Genomic DNA, 17427 nt, shown 5'->3' with positions numbered 1-17427 from the left:
TCAACCTCCAATAGCTTTGTTAACAGCTCGTAAAATGCCACCGTACCCCGTACAGCGACAAATGTTACCCGATAAAGCTTCTTCCACTTCAGCCTGAGTAGGATGCGGGTTCTCTTCCAGCAGAGCAACCACCGAGATAACCATCCCTGGTGTGCAATAACCGCATTGGAACCCCCCCTCTTCTAAAAAAGCCCGCTGAACGGGATGCAGGCCTACTTCACTAAGACCCTCAATCGTTGTAATTTCCGCACCTGAGCATTGATAGGCCATGACCAGACATGAATTCACTGGACGTCCATCCACCAGCACCAGACATGCCCCGCAGCGGCCAATCTCACAAGAACGTTTTGTGCCGGTCAGCTCCAAATCTTCACGTATGACCTTTAAAAGCCGGCGGGAGGGTGGAATCTCCGTGGATATCGCTTTGCCATTAAGATTGCAATTAAAGGTGAACCTCTCTTCTGCAAAGGCTTCCTCAGACGATAAGGGGTCAAGGTTATCTTCATCTAGATTCGCATCTGAATTATGGCTCGACATGGATGTTCACCACCTTTTGTGGAATAAACGGTGTAGACTGCAGCCATTCGGGATCAATGGGCAGCTTGGTTACCCGTTTCCCTACAGCCTGAAATATGGCTGACGCGACTGCCGGAGCTAAATTGACGGAACCCACCTCTCCAATGCCGCGAGGACCGTACGTGTCATGATCCGGCAAATCCTCTATCGGCTGCACCTGAATGCTGCCATTCATGTCGGCAATGGTCGGCACCAAATAGGTGTCTAAATTTTTGGTGACATAGCTGCCGCCAGACATCACAGCATCCTCTGACAAGGTGAAACCGACCGCCATACTGCTGCCACCTTCGATCTGTCCAAGATAACCTTGCGGATTAGCCACCGGTCCCGCCGCTACCGCATGATATTGATCCAGTACACGAACACGTCCAGTAAGCAGATTAACTTCCACGCGGACTGCGATTGCAGAATAGGTGTATAGGAAATGTGCCCCCACTCTTTTAAAGGGTGTGGTTGGATAAGTAAACTTTGTATTACAGACAATGGGTTCTGAAATATGCTGTGCCAAGTCCTTGTAAGTCAGAAGCAGACCGCCGTCTTTTAGCCAAATACCGCCAGGGCCGAGCTTCATTTCATAGTTATCCAGCTCTGGCTTTATCATCGCAGCTGCCTGCAGCACTCGAGCGGTGAAGTCTGGACGCAGCCGTTTTAAGGCCATCCACATCATGCTGGTTGATCGGGAAGCCGTACTAGATCCGCTATCGGGCACAACATCCGTATCGCCAATGACGATGCTTAGATCCTCTGCCGCCAAGCCAAACTGTTCAATCAGCATTTGTTCCATTGTTGCGATTAACCCCTGACCAAACTCCTCGTAACCAAACACCGCCTCAATCTTGCCCTCTAGCGTCAAAGAGAGCCTGCCACCCGCCGGATCGGGAATACCATAACCAAGTCCTGCACCATGCATAGCTATAGCAGCACCCGTTCCAGTTACGATCCAAGGTTCCACAACACCTGAATCACTGTCTGTAGATGCGGCCTCAGTCATAAGAGGCGAACCCGCCAGCGCTTCCCACACCTGAAAGGCACCATCGGTCTGAGCAATTTCCTGACCCAGCGGCCCCAGATCTCCATATTTACGCAAATTGCGGCGGCGCATTTCCCACGGATCGATCTGCAATCGCTCAGCCAACCGATCGATTTGTCCCTCCAAAGCGAAAATCGCCTGATTGCCGCCAAAACCGCGAAATTCACCAGATACACCGTTATTGGTATATACAGCAAAACCCTTCACATCCACATGATCGATGATATAGGGGCCCATCACATGTTCTGTCGCGAAGTTGAGCACCTCCGCCCCCAGTGTTGCGTAAGCTCCCGTATCCGAAATAATTCTGACCTGATGTGCCCTGATGATTCCTTCGGGGTCGCAGCCAGTTTTCATGGTGATTTTCATGGGATGGCGTTTTAGTCCTGCACGTACCGATTCAGCTCTCGAATTATGCAGTCTTACCGGACGGAGTGTCCGCAAGGCGAGCAGCGCTCCATATGGCTGTACATTCAGCTCGTCTTTTCCTCCAAAGGACCCGCCGATAGGACTCGAGATGACGCGAATATCTTCTTGAGGAATAGCCAGAATTCTGGATAGCTGCAGGCGATCCATCAACCCATGTTGTGTAGCTGAATATACGGTAAGCCGTCCGTTATCCTCTGGGATAAACAGTCCACCTTCAGTCTCCATATAGGTGTGCATTTGGCGTGGTGTATAGTAAGTCTCCTCTACCACATGACAGCAATCCGTAAATACCGTTTCCGGCTCCCCTTTCCGATATTCCGTATGATGAAGCACGTTTCCCTCGGCATGCAGCAGAATTGCGTCCTTTTTCATCGCCTCTTCCGGATTCTCGAGTAAGGGTAGAAGCTCATAATCCACTTCGATAAGAGATAAGGCGTATTCCGCAATTTCGTCCGTCTCTGCCGCGACTGCCGCAATCGCATCGCCAGTGTAACGCACACGGTCACTGCAAAATACCGGTTGATGCGGCAAAGCTATGCCAAAGCCGTTAAGTCCGGGCACATCCTCATGAGTAATTACAGCGTGTACACCAGGGACTTCAACGGCCTTCTCAATGCGTATGGACAAAATACGAGCATGTGCCTGCTCACTGCGAAGCACGCGGCCGATCAACATTCCTTCTGCCCTCATGTCGGTCAAATACTGCAGCTTACCGGATACCTTGCCCTCTCCATCGGGTCGTGTACGCCAGCGGCTACCGCTGGATTCCTTATTCAGCAGCATTTTCCCTCTCTCCTTTCGTCGGGTTATTCACCTCTTAACTCCGTATATTCATAGCCTTCCACAGCTCAGATACAACCAAATTCCCAGCAGTCTTTTTCTTGTAAAGTTCTGTTGCAAAGGGATCACTATACGTCTCAAAGCTGTTCTCAACCTCTTCATATAAAGAAGCCAACAGCTCCTCTGTATACCTCACACCTTCAAGCATAACTTCAGCTCTACTTAGTCGCTGCGGCCGCCCAGAGCCCCCACCTGCGGCGATACGCACCTCACGGAAACGGAGTTCCTCATCGATTGATGCTGAGATTGCTACCGTTACAAGTGAAGGGGTGAACACTTCCCTGCGGCCAACCTTACGAAAAATTTCTAGCCTATCCGTTAACGGACTCTCTAAGAGAGTAGGTGAGATGCGAATCTCAGCCACAAGATCTGCCGCAGGTTTTATCCCGCTCCAGTGATTGTTTAGCCACTCTATCAAAGGTAGTGCCGTCATAAATTTGCCGTCAAAGGAGATTAACTCCGCGTCATAGACCAGTAACGCAGGTAGAATATCTCCGAAGCCAGAAGCGATATTGCCCCCGAGCGTGGCAAGATTACGCACCGACGGAGCCGCTATGCAACGTGCAGCCTCTTGCAGCGCAGGAGCCACGGCCTGCAAATGCTCATTACTGCGGCACTGGGAGAGTGGAACAAGAGCGCCCAGAGATAAGTGAAATTCCGTTAAGGTAATGTCGCCGAGATTTGTGATTTGCCGAAGATCAATCAGCTGTTTGGGCATATGATCCGTTCCATTTTCCCACCCTGTTCTCAGCAATGTTCCTCCTGCGACATATCGGGAACTGTCTCCAAACGCCGTTTTTCTCTCCCAAGCTTCGTGCAGGCTGTGGGGTTGAATTACTTCAGGTAGTCTTCCATCCTCTTCCCGTATAACTCCCATACACTCCGCCTCCCTTTTTGAGTACCAGATTGCCGCTTCCCTTCTCGTATAGCCTGCCTTAAAACCTTTGTTCCCGAATATAAGGAACTCCGAGCGCCTCCGGTGTACCGGATGGTTTGTTGCGATTGCGGTACCCCAGGTACATCAGGACCAGAATGGTCACAAGGTACGGAATCATTTTGAGAAAATAGGGCGGAACTGCACTGCCCAGCAATTGAATGCGGAAGCCAAGTGAATCCAATGCCCCAAAAAAGTAAGCGCAGAACAAGGCGCGCAGCGGATTCCATCTGGCAAAAATCACTAGCCCTACCGCAATCCAGCCTCGACCGGCTGTCAGCCCTTCATTCCAGGTTGGCGCATAGGCCAATACCATATCCGCTCCGGCCAGACCGATGAGAGCAGCACCGGTGATCACATAGCTGTAGCGGATAAGCTGCACACGGATCCCCATCACATCTGCGGTAGCCGGACTGTCTCCGACTGCCCGCAAATGCAGGCCCCATGAAGTGCGGTGAATTAGCAGATGCAGAGCAAGCACTAGCAGCAGGCTGAACCAGGTTAGGTAATCCATGTTGCCGAATATTTTTCCGATGAACGGTACATTTTCCAGCCAAGCCAGATGCAGCTTAGGGGAGGTTCCCGGCAAAGGAATGCCGCTGATCGGTTTACCAAGATAAGCGCTCAACCCACTGCCGAACAAGGTCATCGCAAGACCGGACATCGTTTGATTCGCCCGCAAGGTCACACAAAGAAAAGAATGCAGCAAACCAAGCACAGCCGTTACAGCTACGGTAGCCAGCAGAGCCAGCAACAGGTTTCCGGAGCGAATATACACGATACAAGTGGTGACCGCCCCCATCAGCATCAGACCTTCAGCCCCAAGCTGTATAATGCCGGCTCGTTCATTTAGAATGCCTCCCAGCGTAGCCAGCAGCAGCGGGGTCCCTGCGGAAATAGCGGCAATAAGTAGCTGTGTTGTAAAATCCATCGCCTATCTCCCCCCTTTCAGCTGAACCCGGCTACGGCGAATGCGGAAACGATAGATCATATCGCCAGCAATCAAGAAAAACAGGATGGAGCCTTGCAGCATTTCTGAAATTGAAGAGGGCAACCCGATGGTTTGAACACTATATCCGCCAACAATTAAGCCACCGAATAGAATAGAAGTAACGATTAGACCGAGTGGATTCAATTTGGCCAGCCAAGCTACGATAATGGCGGTGTATCCATAACCCGGTGAAATGCCCTGCATCAGCTTGTGTGTAACACCGGAGACCTCCGCCATGCCAGCGATCCCGGCGAGCCCCCCACTGATCAGCATGACGATAATAATATGCCGCTTGATAGGAATCCCCGCGTATCTGGCTGCAACAGGATTGGCCCCAATCAGACGGAGCTCGTAACCCCACTTGGTAAAACGAATCATTAAGTAATAAATCACAACGGCGATAAGTCCAAATAACAATCCAATATGCAATCTTGTACTTCCGAGAACAGGCAGCGATTGAGCCGCAGTAAACATAGGTGATCCCGGGAAATTAAAACCTTTAGGATCTTTCCAAGGTCCGAATACCACGTAATCGAGCGCCAATAGGGCAACATAATTCAGCATTAATGAAGTGATTAGCTCATTCACTCCAAAATGCGTCCGCGGAATAGCAGTCAATAGTCCCCAAAGCGCACCCGAGGCAATCCCGAACAGCAGCATTAAGCTCAGGGACCAGAATGAAGGTAAGTCAGGAAAATAAATCGTGACCGCTGTGGCCGCCATAGCCCCAACGGTTAACTGGCCTTCTGCTCCAATATTCCATACCGAAATGCGGTAAGCCACAGCAATCCCAAGCCCACATAGGAGTAGCGGGATCGCTTTAACCATCGTTTCCGTGAGCCCATACGCAGTGCCAAATGCGCCACGGAACATTTTTTCATAGACCAGCACCGGATTCATACCATTCGCCGCAATAAATAGGGCACACAACAATAGCGCTAAAATTATAGATACAATAGGTGTCCACCAAGGAGAACGGATGCGGCTGGCATCGTATTCGAAACGTAGAGAGAATCGTTTTCCGGAGTGGGAGGGGAGGGGTTCCAGTACAGCTGCTGCGGTATTTCTTCCATTCTCCGGGCTCATACGGCGCTCTCCTCTCTATTATGAATACCAGCCATTAGTAGTCCGATGCTCTCTCGATTCGCTTCCTCATGTGTACTCTCACCAATAATTGAGCCGTTATAGATCACTAGAATCCGGTCGGACAACTGAAGCAATTCATCTAAATCCTCCGAAATTAACAACACGCCACTACCTGAACCACGCAGCTCCATAAGAAGGTCGTGAACACCAGCCGTGGCACCTACATCCAGCCCTTGTGTCGGATGAACGGCGACCATCAGCTTAGGCCGATGACTGATTTCACGTGCAAAGAGCAGCTTCTGCTGATTACCACCTGACAACTGTTGTACTGGCGTCTCCAGCTCAGGTGTTTTGACGTTAAAGCGCTGGACCAGCTCCTGTGACCACAAACGGTTCTTCGCGGACTTCAAGAAACCAAATTTGGAGTGCTCCTTTGAGCGGTAAGACTTAAACAAAAGATTATCCACCGATCCGAGGCGTCCAGCTAAACCGCTCTTCATCCGGTTCTCCGGCACGTGGGAGATTCCTGAATCAATTGCCCCTCTAACCGAAGCCGATTTCACCGTTTTTCCATCAAACGTGATTTCACCACTTTTCCAGCCTCTAAGACCTGTTAACACTTCAGCCAGTTCCTTTTGCCCGTTACCAGCTACCCCAGCTACGCCTACAATCTCCCCTTTACATACGTTCAGTGAGAAGTGATCCAGTGCTTTTCGCCCGTGATCGGCATATACGTCCACATCTTTCACTTCTAATAAAGAATCCCCTTCAGTGGCTTCCCGTTCTTGACGGGTGATGGTTACTTCCTTGCCCACCATCAGACGAGCCAGCTCCAGTTCATCTGTATCTGCCGTGGTCAGTGTGGCGATCATTTTCCCTTTGCGCATGACGGAAATCCGATCGGAGGACGCCATAACCTCTTTCATTTTATGAGTAGTCATAATGACCGTTTTTCCTGCCTGCTTCATGACCCGCAGCGTTTCAAATAGCTGTTCCACCTCTCCCGGGGTCAATACAGAGGTTGGTTCATCCAGAATAATAATGTCAGCCCCGCGATACAGCGTCTTAACGATTTCAACACGCTGCTGCTCCCCCACGGACAACTGCCAGATCGGGCGATCCACCGGGAAATTCAGTCCAAACCGTTCCGCTAATGCCTCTATCTCCTCGCGTTTGTTCTTCATCCACTTACGGCCGCGCCAGAAAGACGACTTTTCGCCAAGCACGATATTTTCTGCTGCTGTGAGGCTTTGCACCAGCCTAAAGTTCTGAAACACCATACCTACACCCAGCTGCGCAGCATCTTTAGGAGAACGGATCTGAGCACCTTTCCCATGAATGAAGATTTCTCCTTCATCTGCTCTGTACACCCCTGACAGCATGCTCATCACCGTGCTCTTCCCGGCCCCATTCTCCCCAAGCAACGCATGAATCTCACCCGCATTTGCCGAAAAGTCGACTTGATCACTGGCGGTTACCGAGCCGAATTTTTTCACAATCCCCCGCATTTCAACTGAAGTTCCCCGCATGGCCTGAACCCCTCCTTCCTTCAAGTTGTAGTACGGGTGGGGAAGTTTCCGCTTAACGGAACCCGCCCCACCCATAGATTGTGCACATCTTATTCCCTATTTTTAAACATTATTGCGGGATAGTTCCTTCCACACCTTTTACGAGCCAGTTCATGCCCAGCACTTCCTCCAAGGTCAGCTTCTGACCCTCCTGAACCTTCACATTCCCTTGATTATCTGAGATCGGACCTGTGAAAACCTCAAGCTCACCACTGATAATTTTGGCTTTGGCGTCTTCGACAAGCTTTTTCACATCATCTGGGATCTTGTTCCCGAAAGGAGCCAGCTCCACCATACCGTCAGCCATATCACCGGAATATTGCTCGCTCTTCCAGGTTCCATCCATAACTGCCTGCACAGCTTTTACGTAATACGGCCCCCAATTCCATACCGGATTCGTCAAATAATTGTCCGGAGCGTATTTACTCATATCCGAGTCATTTCCCCCGGCAAAAGCCCCTCGTTCAGCAGCAGCCTGCAGGGTTGCAGGTGAATCCTGATAGGCCAAAAGCACATCCGCACCCTTATCCAGCAAGCTGATTGCCGCTTGACGTTCAGTCGTCGGGTCATACCATGTATTCGTCCATACCACATTCACCTTTACATCAGGATTGACACTTTGTGCTCCAAGGGTAAAAGCATTCAAGTTATAGATCACTTCGCTGATCGGAAAAGCGCCCACATAACCCAGCTGATTATTTTTGGTCATTTTCCCTGCCGCTATGCCGCTCAGATAGCTGGCCTGATAGTTTTTCCCGAAGTAGGTCCCCATGTTCTCTGCGGTTTTGTAACCCGAAGCATGCAGGAACTTCACGTTGGGAAATTTGCCCGCTACATTTAATGTAAAATCCATATATCCGAAGCTCGTTGTAAACACGATGTCGTGTGATTGCGCAAGCTCTGTGATGATTCGTTCGGCGTCAGCACTTTCAGGGACATTTTCTACAAAGTCAGCTTTAATCCCCAGCTCCTTCTCCATATACAGCCGTCCTTGATCATGTTGGTACGTGTAGCCGCCATCCCCTGGAGGTCCGATATAAACAAAAGCAACCGTCGGTTTCTTTGCAGCCGGTTCTGTTGTTGCAGTTGCCTCTGTTGCCGCTGTAGTTGTCGCTGGTGCCTCCGTTGCATTTGTAGAAGTATTATTATTGCTGCCACACCCCACCAAAGCCACCGTCATTAGAACCATTAATGCAAGACAAGATGTTATGAACTGACCCCTTTTTTTCATAATTCTCCTCCTCCAAATCATCTCTCATCATGGCTGCAACCATTAATGTACTTCTACTATACTTAGAGGTGGCCTTGGCGTAAATTTATATAACATACGTTTGTATAGGAATATAAGAATCAGAACTTTTTTTGTGTGTAATGCACTAATTGGTTTTTGTAAGGTGAGTTGCGTGTCATATTATATGACCAAAGGTGGAAAAGGAACACTGTTTCAGATTACTTTCCAGACTATTCTTTACTTCACTTTCCATTTCTCAGAATCCATTGCTCCTGAATCTCACCAAAATCTTCTTTTGTATCTGCGTCCATGAAATAATGGGCAGACTCAGATTCCAGAACAATCCCCTTATAATCAGGTGAACGCAATATCCCCGCCGCTCCTCGATCTCCATCTAATCCCTGTAGTGCTGGAAACAACGTCTTCGAGAACAAAGCCGGGGGCATAGCCGACCCATTGCTGACGCTAGCGACATAGTCCATCTCCGGAGATTGTTCAAACGTTTGTATTAGACGATTCACTAATGCTGTAGTAATAAATGGCTGATCCGCAAGCGCCACAACTACTGCATCGGGCTGTAAAGGTAATACCGCATTAAGACCGCAGCGCAGTGAAAAAGACAATCCCAGATGTGCGGTTAAGCAAGTTTCGGTACGTCTGGAGCCTTGCGGCTCAATCGCGGGTGGCAGCCATTCCAAGTTGTCATCCGCACGCACTACCACGATTAGCGGTTCTAGATTGCAACGATCCAATTCACTAAGCGCGACGCTCCCGAGTGAGACCTCCTGCGACAATTTCAGTGAAACCTTGGACACGCCCATCCGCCTGCTCTGCCCCGCTGCCAAATATATTCCTGCTACCTTCAATACTATCCGCTCCTTTGGGCAGCTCTCGTGAGCCCACCCTTCTAATTTGAATAATTTCTGCTATAATACTGACCGCAATCTCCTCCGGACCTTCTCCTCCAATCGGCAACCCTACAGGTGCATGCAAAGATGCAGGAGCCTCAAACCCTTCCAGTAAAAGAGATATTCGCGCCTTCGAACCGATAATCCCTATATATAGAGGAGCAAGCGGAATCACACTCTCCAGGAACTGTCTATCCCGCCCAAGTTGATGACTGCAAATCAATACATAATCCTCCCGAGCTACGCCCAATCGCTGAACAACCTCCATAGGGGAACAAATTACTTGTTCAGCCCGAGGAAACTTATTGTGCAAGCTTCCTTCGCGCCAATCCGCAACCGCAACCCGAAAGCCAACTCTGTCAGCAAGTTCCGCAATTGGAACCACATCACGTCCCCCGCCAAAAATCACAAGCCGCGGTTTAGGCACGAAAGACGTATGGAATGCTGTCAATTCTGCTGGAGCGGCCATAAAGCGACCTGTCGCCAGGCTTTCTTTTTCCGAGTGGGATAATTTCGGATGTTTCTTGCTCTGCGGCAGTACAAGGTCTGGATCCAGCTCCAGCTTATAGGCAAAACCGTTCTCCACTGCTTCGCGGAACAGAATTAGCTTCTCTCCCCTAGCCAATCTGTCACTCGCCTGCACTAAAAGCTTGTAGAGCTGACCCTGCACGGGTTCAAGCACTACTTTGATTTTGCCTCCACAGCCGACAACCTCACCCCAGGACAGATCATCCGGAGACAGCATGTTGTATTCCACAATTTCGGGCAGCCCTCGTTCCCAGATTTCAGAAGTCCGCAGCTGCAGATCGTTTTCCAGACAACCTGGACTCAGGCTCCCAATCGTACCTCCTTCAAAAAACAACATCACCGCTCCGGCTTTACGATACGAGTGTCCCTCCACCTCTATCAGCGTTGCCAGCACCGCAGGCCCCTGATGGGTTTGAATATGCATGGCGATCTCATGTGTATTCACGAGGTTCCCCTCCTCCGTGTTTGCATTTCAATCCAGAACTTAGACCTTAGAACTTAGACCTTAGACTTTAAACCTTAGACCTTAGACTTTAAACCTTAGACCTTAGAACTCAGACCTTAGTCCCGTCCGAGCATCCTCCGAAACATGAATACTAACTTCAACCTCATGAGATCATTTATTTTTTTAAAATCGACGTCCAGCAGCTCACTAAGCTTCTCGATCCGGTAGGTAGCCGTGTTTCGATGAATAAACAGTTTCTTAGCCGTCTCATTAACATGACCATCGTTCTCTAGATAAACTTCCAGCGTCCGCAGCATTTCCCTGACATACTCCGGTTCTCGGCTAAGCAACCCTCTTAGACTTCCATTACAATATTTCTCCATAACCTCTGCCGGAATTTGCCCGAGCAGCAGGTTAAGCTCAAGCTGCCGGTAATGCACAACACTCCCTTTTACTCCCCCGCCCTGAAGCATTCCCATACAATCCTTTACCTCGGCAAAAGCCTCCTTCAGCCCCTCCGGCTTCGCTTTACAACTGCTTATCGCAGCTCGCGGATAATATCCCTTATCAAACTTCATGTTGTCAAAACAAAGCTGGATTAGATCCCGAAATTGTTCAGGACGCTGACGATCTCCCGGATATATAGACAAAAGTCCTTGATCTATGATCACATGAATTCCCTTTACTTCCCGCAGCCCGGGATGTTCAAGATATTCTTCTTTTAGCCTGAGTAGCTCCCCTTGGCGTTCTTCCCCAGTCGCAGCTGTATCGGTCAATAAGAGACAAAATGGTAATTGAAGCAGCTCAATCTCCAAATCGAGAGCAGCCTGCGCCAATTCTGTGTAAGATAAATTACCACTCAAACAACGTCTCAGCAATCCGCTAAACTCCCTGTGTTCTGCCTGTTCAAAATAATCTTCGTATCCTGAATGAATATGATATGAAATAAGTTCAGCTCCCTGAACAAACAAACTTTCTTCCATTGGGAGCAATAAAGGGTCGATGGCACAAAACAATAGATATCCGGAACACTTCTCTCCTTGCAAAAGTGGCGTACGGTAGCTCACATGATCTCCCACACGAAAGCGCTGATTCCGTTTCTGCCATGGCCACCCCTCCAGCAGCTGTGAAGGATGGTATTCAGAGTTGTTGTAGATCACATCCCCCCGCGCGCTAACCACCACAAGTGAATGGCCAATCACTTCAGACACCGAGTCAAACAACGGACGGCTGCGGACAGATCTTAAGGCGAATTGCATCAGCTTTTTCTGCTTCTCCATAATGCTCTGCAGAACGTGAGTGCTGCGGCTAAGCTCGGCGCGAAACAGACCATTCATCTGATCCGAAAAAGTAAACTCGAACGGCAGCTGGATTAGAGGGAAGTTAAGACTCTCTGCTTCTGCGACCAGTTGCTCTGGTACTTCATCCCAAAACCGCCCCAGCTTAATGCCCAAGGCCGAAGATCCCCGGCGATTCAAAGTCTGTAGCAAGGCAGAGGCTTCCTCCATATTGTCCTTTATCAAATAGGCTGTCGTTAGCAGCATCTCGCCTTCTTTGATCCAATCCGAAATATCGGGGGCATCCATCACATTAATTGACTTCACAATTCGATGTTTCCCTTTAGACCCAGCGATAAGCTTCGCCTCGGACAAAGGATAAATGGACAACGCTTCTTCAACCGTAAGATGCATGCCACCCCTCCTTATTAGGATCAATAAAACCATTTCTGATTTATAATGTTATTTTATGTAACATTATAATTAAAATGAACCGTGTTGAATAGAGGAAAGTTAAAATTTCATGATTATATGTAAATAAACTTAACACAAAATGAACATGGATGATGAATTATGAATTATGAATTATGAATTATGAATTATTGAACTTTAGCTCATATCGTTCATGTGAACTGTATAAGGGGATTGGAAAATAGTAGGTGGAGTTGAGGGAGGGCTTTCGAGTAAAAACAAGTTTTTACGGGTTCAACATGGGAGTTGATGGGAGGGTATTCTCGGGCCATTCGAATTGACCATCGGATCGAAGTTGCAGGCACACCAGCGCTGCAAGACGGGGAATTGATCGGTGGAGGAGATCCGTACGAGTAGAGATAATACCACCCCACTGTAGCTGTGGCGGAGGTACAAGCGCTTATAGATCTACTGCTGCCGGTAGAAGTGGAGGGCTTTTTTGCCCTTCTTTTTGGCTGTTTGGCCGAAATCGCCGAGATGAAGGGCACTGTTGCCCTTCTTTTTGGCTATTCGGCCGGAATTGCCGAGGTGTGAGGCATTTTTGCCCTTCTTTTTGGCTGTTTGGCCGAAACTGCCGAGATGAAGGGCACTTCTGCCCTTCTTTCCAGCTATCCAGCCGAAATTGCTGAGGTGAAGGGCACTTTTGCCCTTTTTTTTGGCTACATAGGCGTCTTCGCCACATTCTACGGGATTTATACCGTTCTTTTTAGTTACTTGAGCCATTTCCCCCTACTTCTACGGGATTTATACCGTTCTTTTAGCTTCTTTAGCCATTCCCCTAGATTCTGCGGGATTTATACTGTACTTTTAGTTACTTGAGCCATTTCCCCGACTTCTACGGGATTTATCCCGTTCTTTTTAGTTACTTGTGCCACTTCCCCGACTTCTACGGGATTTATACCGTTCTTTTTAGTTACTTAAGCCACTTTCCTAGATTCTACGGGATTTATACTGTACTTTTTAGTTACTTGAGCCATTTCCCCGACTTCTACGGGATTTATACCGTTCTTTTTAGCTTCTTTAGCCATTTCTCCGATTTCTGCGGGATTTATACCGTTCTTTTCTCTCCAGCGACGTATTCACTTAATTCCACTGGTCTTACACCACACAATCGAGCGCTGAATTTATCTTTTTCACACTACTGCCCCACTATTGAGCTAACTCCAACTACCTTAGTATTAAAAGCAACTCCACTAGGCTCCCCGGTGTCAATAAAACTAAAAGCAGGAGGGAATGACATGTGCATTTCGTTAATTTGTGAATGAATAAGTGAGTGTGGCGTTAGAGTGTATTGCTAGAATGTAATCCAAGAGTGTATTCCTAGAGTGTATTCCAAAAGTGTATTCCAAGAGTGTACTCCAAGAGTGTATTCCTAGAGTGTATTCCAAGAGTGTACTCCAAGAGTATATTCTTAGAATGTAATCCAAGAGTGTATTCCTAGAGTGTATTCCTAGAGTGTACTCCTAGAGTGTACTCCTAGAGTGTATTTCTAGAGTGTATTCCAAGAGGGTGATGGAGGAGTACCGGTTAATAGTAACTAGAAAAGAATCATCAAGCTATGTTGTTCAGTAGCTACGATCTGTTTAGTATCGCTTTTTCAAGGCCGCTACACCCAGCTTCTCAGGACTGCTGCCACACTTCATTCACCCAAGAGAGTAACCGGAGATCCTGACCATGTCCGGCAATAACGGATAATCCCAGTGGCAATCCACTTGTGGAGAGCATAGGTATTGTTACCTGAGGCAAACCCGCCAACCCTGCTATGCAACTCAACATCATCGCACCGCTACGATTCTCCTCCAATTGGCGCAAATCCCCTCCACGCAGCGGCGCTGGTCCCGGAACTGTCGGAATCACAAGACAATTGTCCTCTCCTAGCAGCAGGCGCAAATGATTAGAAATCTCTTTTTGTTTACATTTCGCAACACTATGATCCTCTTCCGCCAAACTAGCAGCCCACGAGAATCGCGCTGCAATATCAGGCCCAAAGACTGGTTTCTCGTTCTCAATCCAAACGCCATGAGTTTCCCAAATTTCATTCCCCTGCAATTCTCTAAAAACATCCATCCAGACCCTTAACCCCTCCAAAGCAATTTCTATCTCCATGAGATGATCTGCCCCGGATCGCAAACACCTTAATCCCTCCGATAAAATAGCTGCATTCTCCAGATTAACCAAAGCCCAGCAGTCAGTAGCAACAAATAAAGTACCCATTTTATTTTTGTCTTCCATATACTTTTTCACCTTGTTTTCCGGGCCAATCTCTAAAATTTTCTCCGTACTCTTCTCAGCACTCTTCTCAATACGTTTCTCCAAAATCGTTTCTAAACTTTCCTTCTGGCTCTTTTCTAAATTATTTTCATCAGTCTTCACCATGTCTCCCTCTAGGTTATTCTCTAAATTTTTCATTACATTCTTTTCCATGCTCTTCCCTACAGTTTCCTCTATACTACTTTCTATTTTCTTCGCCATCTTCACAGATGTACTCCCAGCCACAAACAACACTTCCCCTACCTTCTGGAGCACATCCAAACGATCTGACATCCAGCCAACGGTATCAAAAGCCGGAGATAATGGAATAACACCTTGAAAATCTACAGCTCCATGCGTTGGTCGAAAGCCATATACTCCGCAATAGGAGGAAGGTACTCGAATTGAGCCACCGGTGTCCGTACCGAGCGCAAAATCAACACTACCAGAAGCTACCGCTACTGCCGAACCACTTGAAGATCCGCCCGGGATACGACCTACAGCACGCGGATTAATCGGCGTTCCAAAATGAAGGTTCTCGCCGCCCAGACTATACATCAACTCATCCGTATGGGCAGCACCACGAAGTGTAGCACCCGACAACAGTAAACGATGTACAGCCACCGCATGCTCCGTGGACGGATGGTGGCTATGCAGCCAATCAGGATTACCTGCAGAAGAGCTGTGTCCAGCTACAGCGAATACATCTTTTACTGCAAAGGTCAGTCCATCCAATATCCCGCTACCTAAACTCTCAACCGTAAGCCCAGGATCTATAAACGCACCATACCGATTATCCAAAACCATAACTCCCCCTCCTCCCTTGACCATTACTATTACAATCCCTCTAGTAGCTTTTCGTATCCGTCACCTTTTCTCCTACGATTCCTTCAGAGTCCTTCCGGCCGCTCCATCATTCCTATACCTACCACCCAATCGCCGCACCATCGCAGCGCGGGTCCGTTCCCCCACTGCGGTATCCATTGTCATCTATCGAAATCACGTGAGCATGACCCATAACCCCATCATAGTCATCTACTTTCCGGACAGTATGACCGGCTGCGGCCAAATCTGCCAGCACCTCATCAGCTACCCTGCTCTCCACATTCAGTTCTTGCGTAGGCTCTCCCCACGTTCTCCCCCACACAAAACGCGGCTCATTCACAGCCATTTGTGGATTCATGCCATAATGCAGCATCCTTGTGAGCAGCAGAGTTTGAGTCTGTGGTTGACCTTCGCCACCTTGCGTCCCATACAGAATTGCAGGTTTTCCCTCGCGGCAGGCCATCGCTGGCATCAGTGTGTGGAAACTGCGCTTATGCGGCTCAAGCGTATTGATGTGCCCGGGATCCAGCGAAAAAAACGAACCTCGATTCTGCAGCAAAATCCCCGTATCCCCAGCGATCACGCCCGAACCAAATTCAAAATACAGACTCTGAATAAAAGAGACCGCATTCCCGTCTTCATCCACAACCGCAGCATAAGCTGTATCACTGCCGATAGGCTGACTTGTCAGTTGTGCAGCTTTTTGCATCGAAATCGCAGATGCTAATTGTCCTGCATAACGTTTTTCCAGCAGCTGCTCCAAAGGTATAGCACTAAAATCCGGATCCGTAAGCACCCTATCCCGATCGTGGAAGCTTAACTTCAACGCTTCAACAAGCAGGTGATAATATTCATACGATCCATGCTCGATTGCTTCAAAATTGAAATACTCCAACATATTAAGACTCATTAGTCCTGTGAAACCTTGAGAGTTAGGCGGCACTTGGTACACCGTATGCCCGTGATAATCCGTATGAAGCGGCTCGCCCCACTCGCCCTGATGATCCGCAAAGTCATCCCGAGTCAGATACCCGCCAGATGCCAGCATAAAGTCACAGATGTCCTCCGCAATCTTCCCCTTATAAAAAGCATCCCGCCCACCCGCCGCCAATGTCCGCAGGGTGGCCGCCAGCTGTTTTTGCTGGAATCGCGATCCAGCACAAGGAATCACGCCGCCTGGCGTGTAAATCGCTGCCGCCTCCGGCGACAGCGCAGAGCCCGCAACAGCCGTGTTATTCCGCTGATCCGGCGACAGCGGAAACCCCTCCAAAGCGTAACCAACGGCAGGCTCCAGTACTTCCGCCAGCGTAAAGCGGCCATACTTACTCAGTATGGCATCCCAACTGTCCGCCATCCCCGGCACCGTAATGGCGCTGCGAATCCCCCGCCGCGGGATGAAAGCTTCCCCGGCATAGCTGCTTCTGCCGACTCTGTACCCGGAGCGCCCGCTTCCGTTATAGGCCCGAACACGCGCCTCTTGCGTGTTATAGGTCAACCAAAAGGAATCTCCGCCTAGCCCCGTCATATGCGGATATACTACAGCTAATGTCGCACTGATCGCCACCGCTGCATCAAAGGCATTCCCCCCTTTTTCCAGCATACGTGCACCAGCAGCCGAAGCTAAATAATGGGGACTAACTACCATAGTTTTTGTGCCTATTACGGGTTTTTCCGCCATATCCCATCCCCCTATGTTTTACGGGTTTCACCGCCATGCCTATCCCTCTACGTTTTACGGGTTTCTCCCCTCCACCATGCCCATCCCCCTATGTTTTACGGGTTTTTCCGCCATGTCCCAACTCCTTATTTTTTGCGGCGGGATTCTTCAACATATTCAATCTCCTATATTCTGCGGCAGGTTCCTCTGCGAGCCCCCTATAACTTCTGGTTTAATTAGTGTCATTTAACATTACACGAAAATCCTTTGTCAATCGGTTACGCTGAAACGCAAAATAAACCTCTTCTTTTTGTGAGCTATGCACAAATAAGAGGTCATCTTTGTTTAACCTTGTAGATTCACGCCTACGAATATTATAAA

The 17427-nt window shown here is 48.8% G+C and carries 13 protein-coding genes; all 13 read right to left on the bottom strand.

Annotated features, from left to right (window positions below; all coding sequences use genetic code 11):
- The 13 genes from MHB56_RS21005 to ggt all read right to left on the bottom strand — a co-directional run bounded on the left by MHB56_RS21005 (position 1) and on the right by ggt (position 17067).
- Positions 1-537 (bottom strand): (2Fe-2S)-binding protein, encoded by a 537-nt coding sequence (locus MHB56_RS21005; RefSeq protein WP_339189995.1) that lies wholly within the window; start codon positions 535-537, stop codon positions 1-3.
- Positions 524-2818 carry a xanthine dehydrogenase subunit D gene (gene pucD / locus MHB56_RS21000; RefSeq protein ID WP_076308047.1) on the bottom strand — a complete coding sequence of 765 codons (2295 nt, stop codon included), beginning with the start codon at positions 2816-2818 and terminating at the stop codon, positions 524-526. The genes MHB56_RS21005 and pucD overlap by 14 nt, the downstream gene beginning before the upstream one ends.
- A 34-nt stretch (positions 2819-2852) precedes the next feature.
- Entirely contained in the window at positions 2853-3752 is a 900-nt protein-coding gene (locus MHB56_RS20995; RefSeq protein WP_341143957.1) for an FAD binding domain-containing protein, read from the bottom strand.
- A 58-nt stretch (positions 3753-3810) separates the two neighbouring features.
- Complete coding sequence (locus MHB56_RS20990; RefSeq protein ID WP_042185778.1) at positions 3811-4740, bottom strand: ABC transporter permease; 930 nt, start codon at positions 4738-4740, stop codon at positions 3811-3813.
- 3 nt (positions 4741-4743) lie between these two features.
- Entirely contained in the window at positions 4744-5886 is a 1143-nt protein-coding gene (locus tag MHB56_RS20985; protein WP_076185400.1) for an ABC transporter permease, read from the bottom strand.
- Positions 5883-7415, bottom strand: a complete 1533-nt coding sequence (locus MHB56_RS20980; RefSeq protein WP_341143956.1) for an ABC transporter ATP-binding protein — start codon at positions 7413-7415, stop codon at positions 5883-5885. The genes MHB56_RS20985 and MHB56_RS20980 overlap by 4 nt, the downstream gene beginning before the upstream one ends.
- Positions 7416-7524: 109 nt before the next feature.
- On the bottom strand, positions 7525-8685 hold the full coding sequence (locus MHB56_RS20975; RefSeq protein ID WP_036680038.1) for a BMP family ABC transporter substrate-binding protein: 1161 nt from the start codon (positions 8683-8685) through the stop codon (positions 7525-7527).
- Positions 8686-8927: 242 nt separating this feature from the next.
- Positions 8928-9500, bottom strand: a complete 573-nt coding sequence (locus MHB56_RS20970) for an NTP transferase domain-containing protein (protein WP_175617362.1) — start codon at positions 9498-9500, stop codon at positions 8928-8930.
- A complete protein-coding gene (locus MHB56_RS20965) occupies positions 9442-10566 on the bottom strand; it encodes an XdhC family protein (RefSeq protein ID WP_341143955.1) in 1125 nt (374 codons plus the stop codon). The genes MHB56_RS20970 and MHB56_RS20965 overlap by 59 nt, the downstream gene beginning before the upstream one ends.
- Positions 10567-10682: 116 nt before the next feature.
- On the bottom strand, positions 10683-12257 hold the full coding sequence (locus MHB56_RS20960; protein ID WP_076279511.1) for a PucR family transcriptional regulator: 1575 nt from the start codon (positions 12255-12257) through the stop codon (positions 10683-10685).
- 465 nt (positions 12258-12722) lie between these two features.
- Positions 12723-13037, bottom strand: coding sequence for a hypothetical protein (locus tag MHB56_RS20955; protein ID WP_341143954.1), 315 nt, complete (start codon positions 13035-13037; stop codon positions 12723-12725).
- A gap of 897 nt (positions 13038-13934) precedes the next feature.
- Positions 13935-15371 carry an amidase family protein gene (locus MHB56_RS20950; protein WP_445667748.1) on the bottom strand — a complete coding sequence of 479 codons (1437 nt, stop codon included), beginning with the start codon at positions 15369-15371 and terminating at the stop codon, positions 13935-13937.
- A 118-nt stretch (positions 15372-15489) separates the two neighbouring features.
- A complete protein-coding gene (gene ggt, locus MHB56_RS20945; protein ID WP_341143953.1) occupies positions 15490-17067 on the bottom strand; it encodes a gamma-glutamyltransferase in 1578 nt (525 codons plus the stop codon).
- Positions 17068-17427: the final 360 nt, after the last annotated feature.

The sequence above is a fragment of the Paenibacillus sp. FSL H8-0315 genome, from assembly GCF_038005365.1.
GTDB lineage: Bacteria > Bacillota > Bacilli > Paenibacillales > Paenibacillaceae > Paenibacillus_AQ > Paenibacillus_AQ odorifer.
Note: the sequence above shows the minus strand (reverse complement) of the source record. Positions and strands in the feature narration are given on the sequence as shown.

What these genes read in the sequence shown, in the direction of transcription:
- MHB56_RS21005 (WP_339189995.1), bottom strand. Translation starts at nt 537, where the DNA reads ATGTCGAGCCATAATTCAGATGCGAATCTAGATGAAGATAACCTTGAC.
- pucD (WP_076308047.1), bottom strand. Translation starts at nt 2,818, where the DNA reads ATGCTGCTGAATAAGGAATCCAGCGGTAGCCGCTGGCGTACACGACCC.
- MHB56_RS20995 (WP_341143957.1), bottom strand. Translation starts at nt 3,752, where the DNA reads ATGGGAGTTATACGGGAAGAGGATGGAAGACTACCTGAAGTAATTCAA.
- MHB56_RS20990 (WP_042185778.1), bottom strand. Translation starts at nt 4,740, where the DNA reads ATGGATTTTACAACACAGCTACTTATTGCCGCTATTTCCGCAGGGACC.
- MHB56_RS20985 (WP_076185400.1), bottom strand. Translation starts at nt 5,886, where the DNA reads ATGAGCCCGGAGAATGGAAGAAATACCGCAGCAGCTGTACTGGAACCC.
- MHB56_RS20980 (WP_341143956.1), bottom strand. Translation starts at nt 7,415, where the DNA reads ATGCGGGGAACTTCAGTTGAAATGCGGGGGATTGTGAAAAAATTCGGC.
- MHB56_RS20975 (WP_036680038.1), bottom strand. Translation starts at nt 8,685, where the DNA reads ATGAAAAAAAGGGGTCAGTTCATAACATCTTGTCTTGCATTAATGGTT.
- MHB56_RS20960 (WP_076279511.1), bottom strand. Translation starts at nt 12,257, where the DNA reads ATGCATCTTACGGTTGAAGAAGCGTTGTCCATTTATCCTTTGTCCGAG.
- MHB56_RS20955 (WP_341143954.1), bottom strand. Translation starts at nt 13,037, where the DNA reads ATGGCTCAAGTAACTAAAAAGAACGGTATAAATCCCGTAGAATGTGGC.
- MHB56_RS20950 (WP_445667748.1), bottom strand. Translation starts at nt 15,371, where the DNA reads ATGGTTTTGGATAATCGGTATGGTGCGTTTATAGATCCTGGGCTTACG.
- ggt (WP_341143953.1), bottom strand. Translation starts at nt 17,067, where the DNA reads ATGGCGGAAAAACCCGTAATAGGCACAAAAACTATGGTAGTTAGTCCC.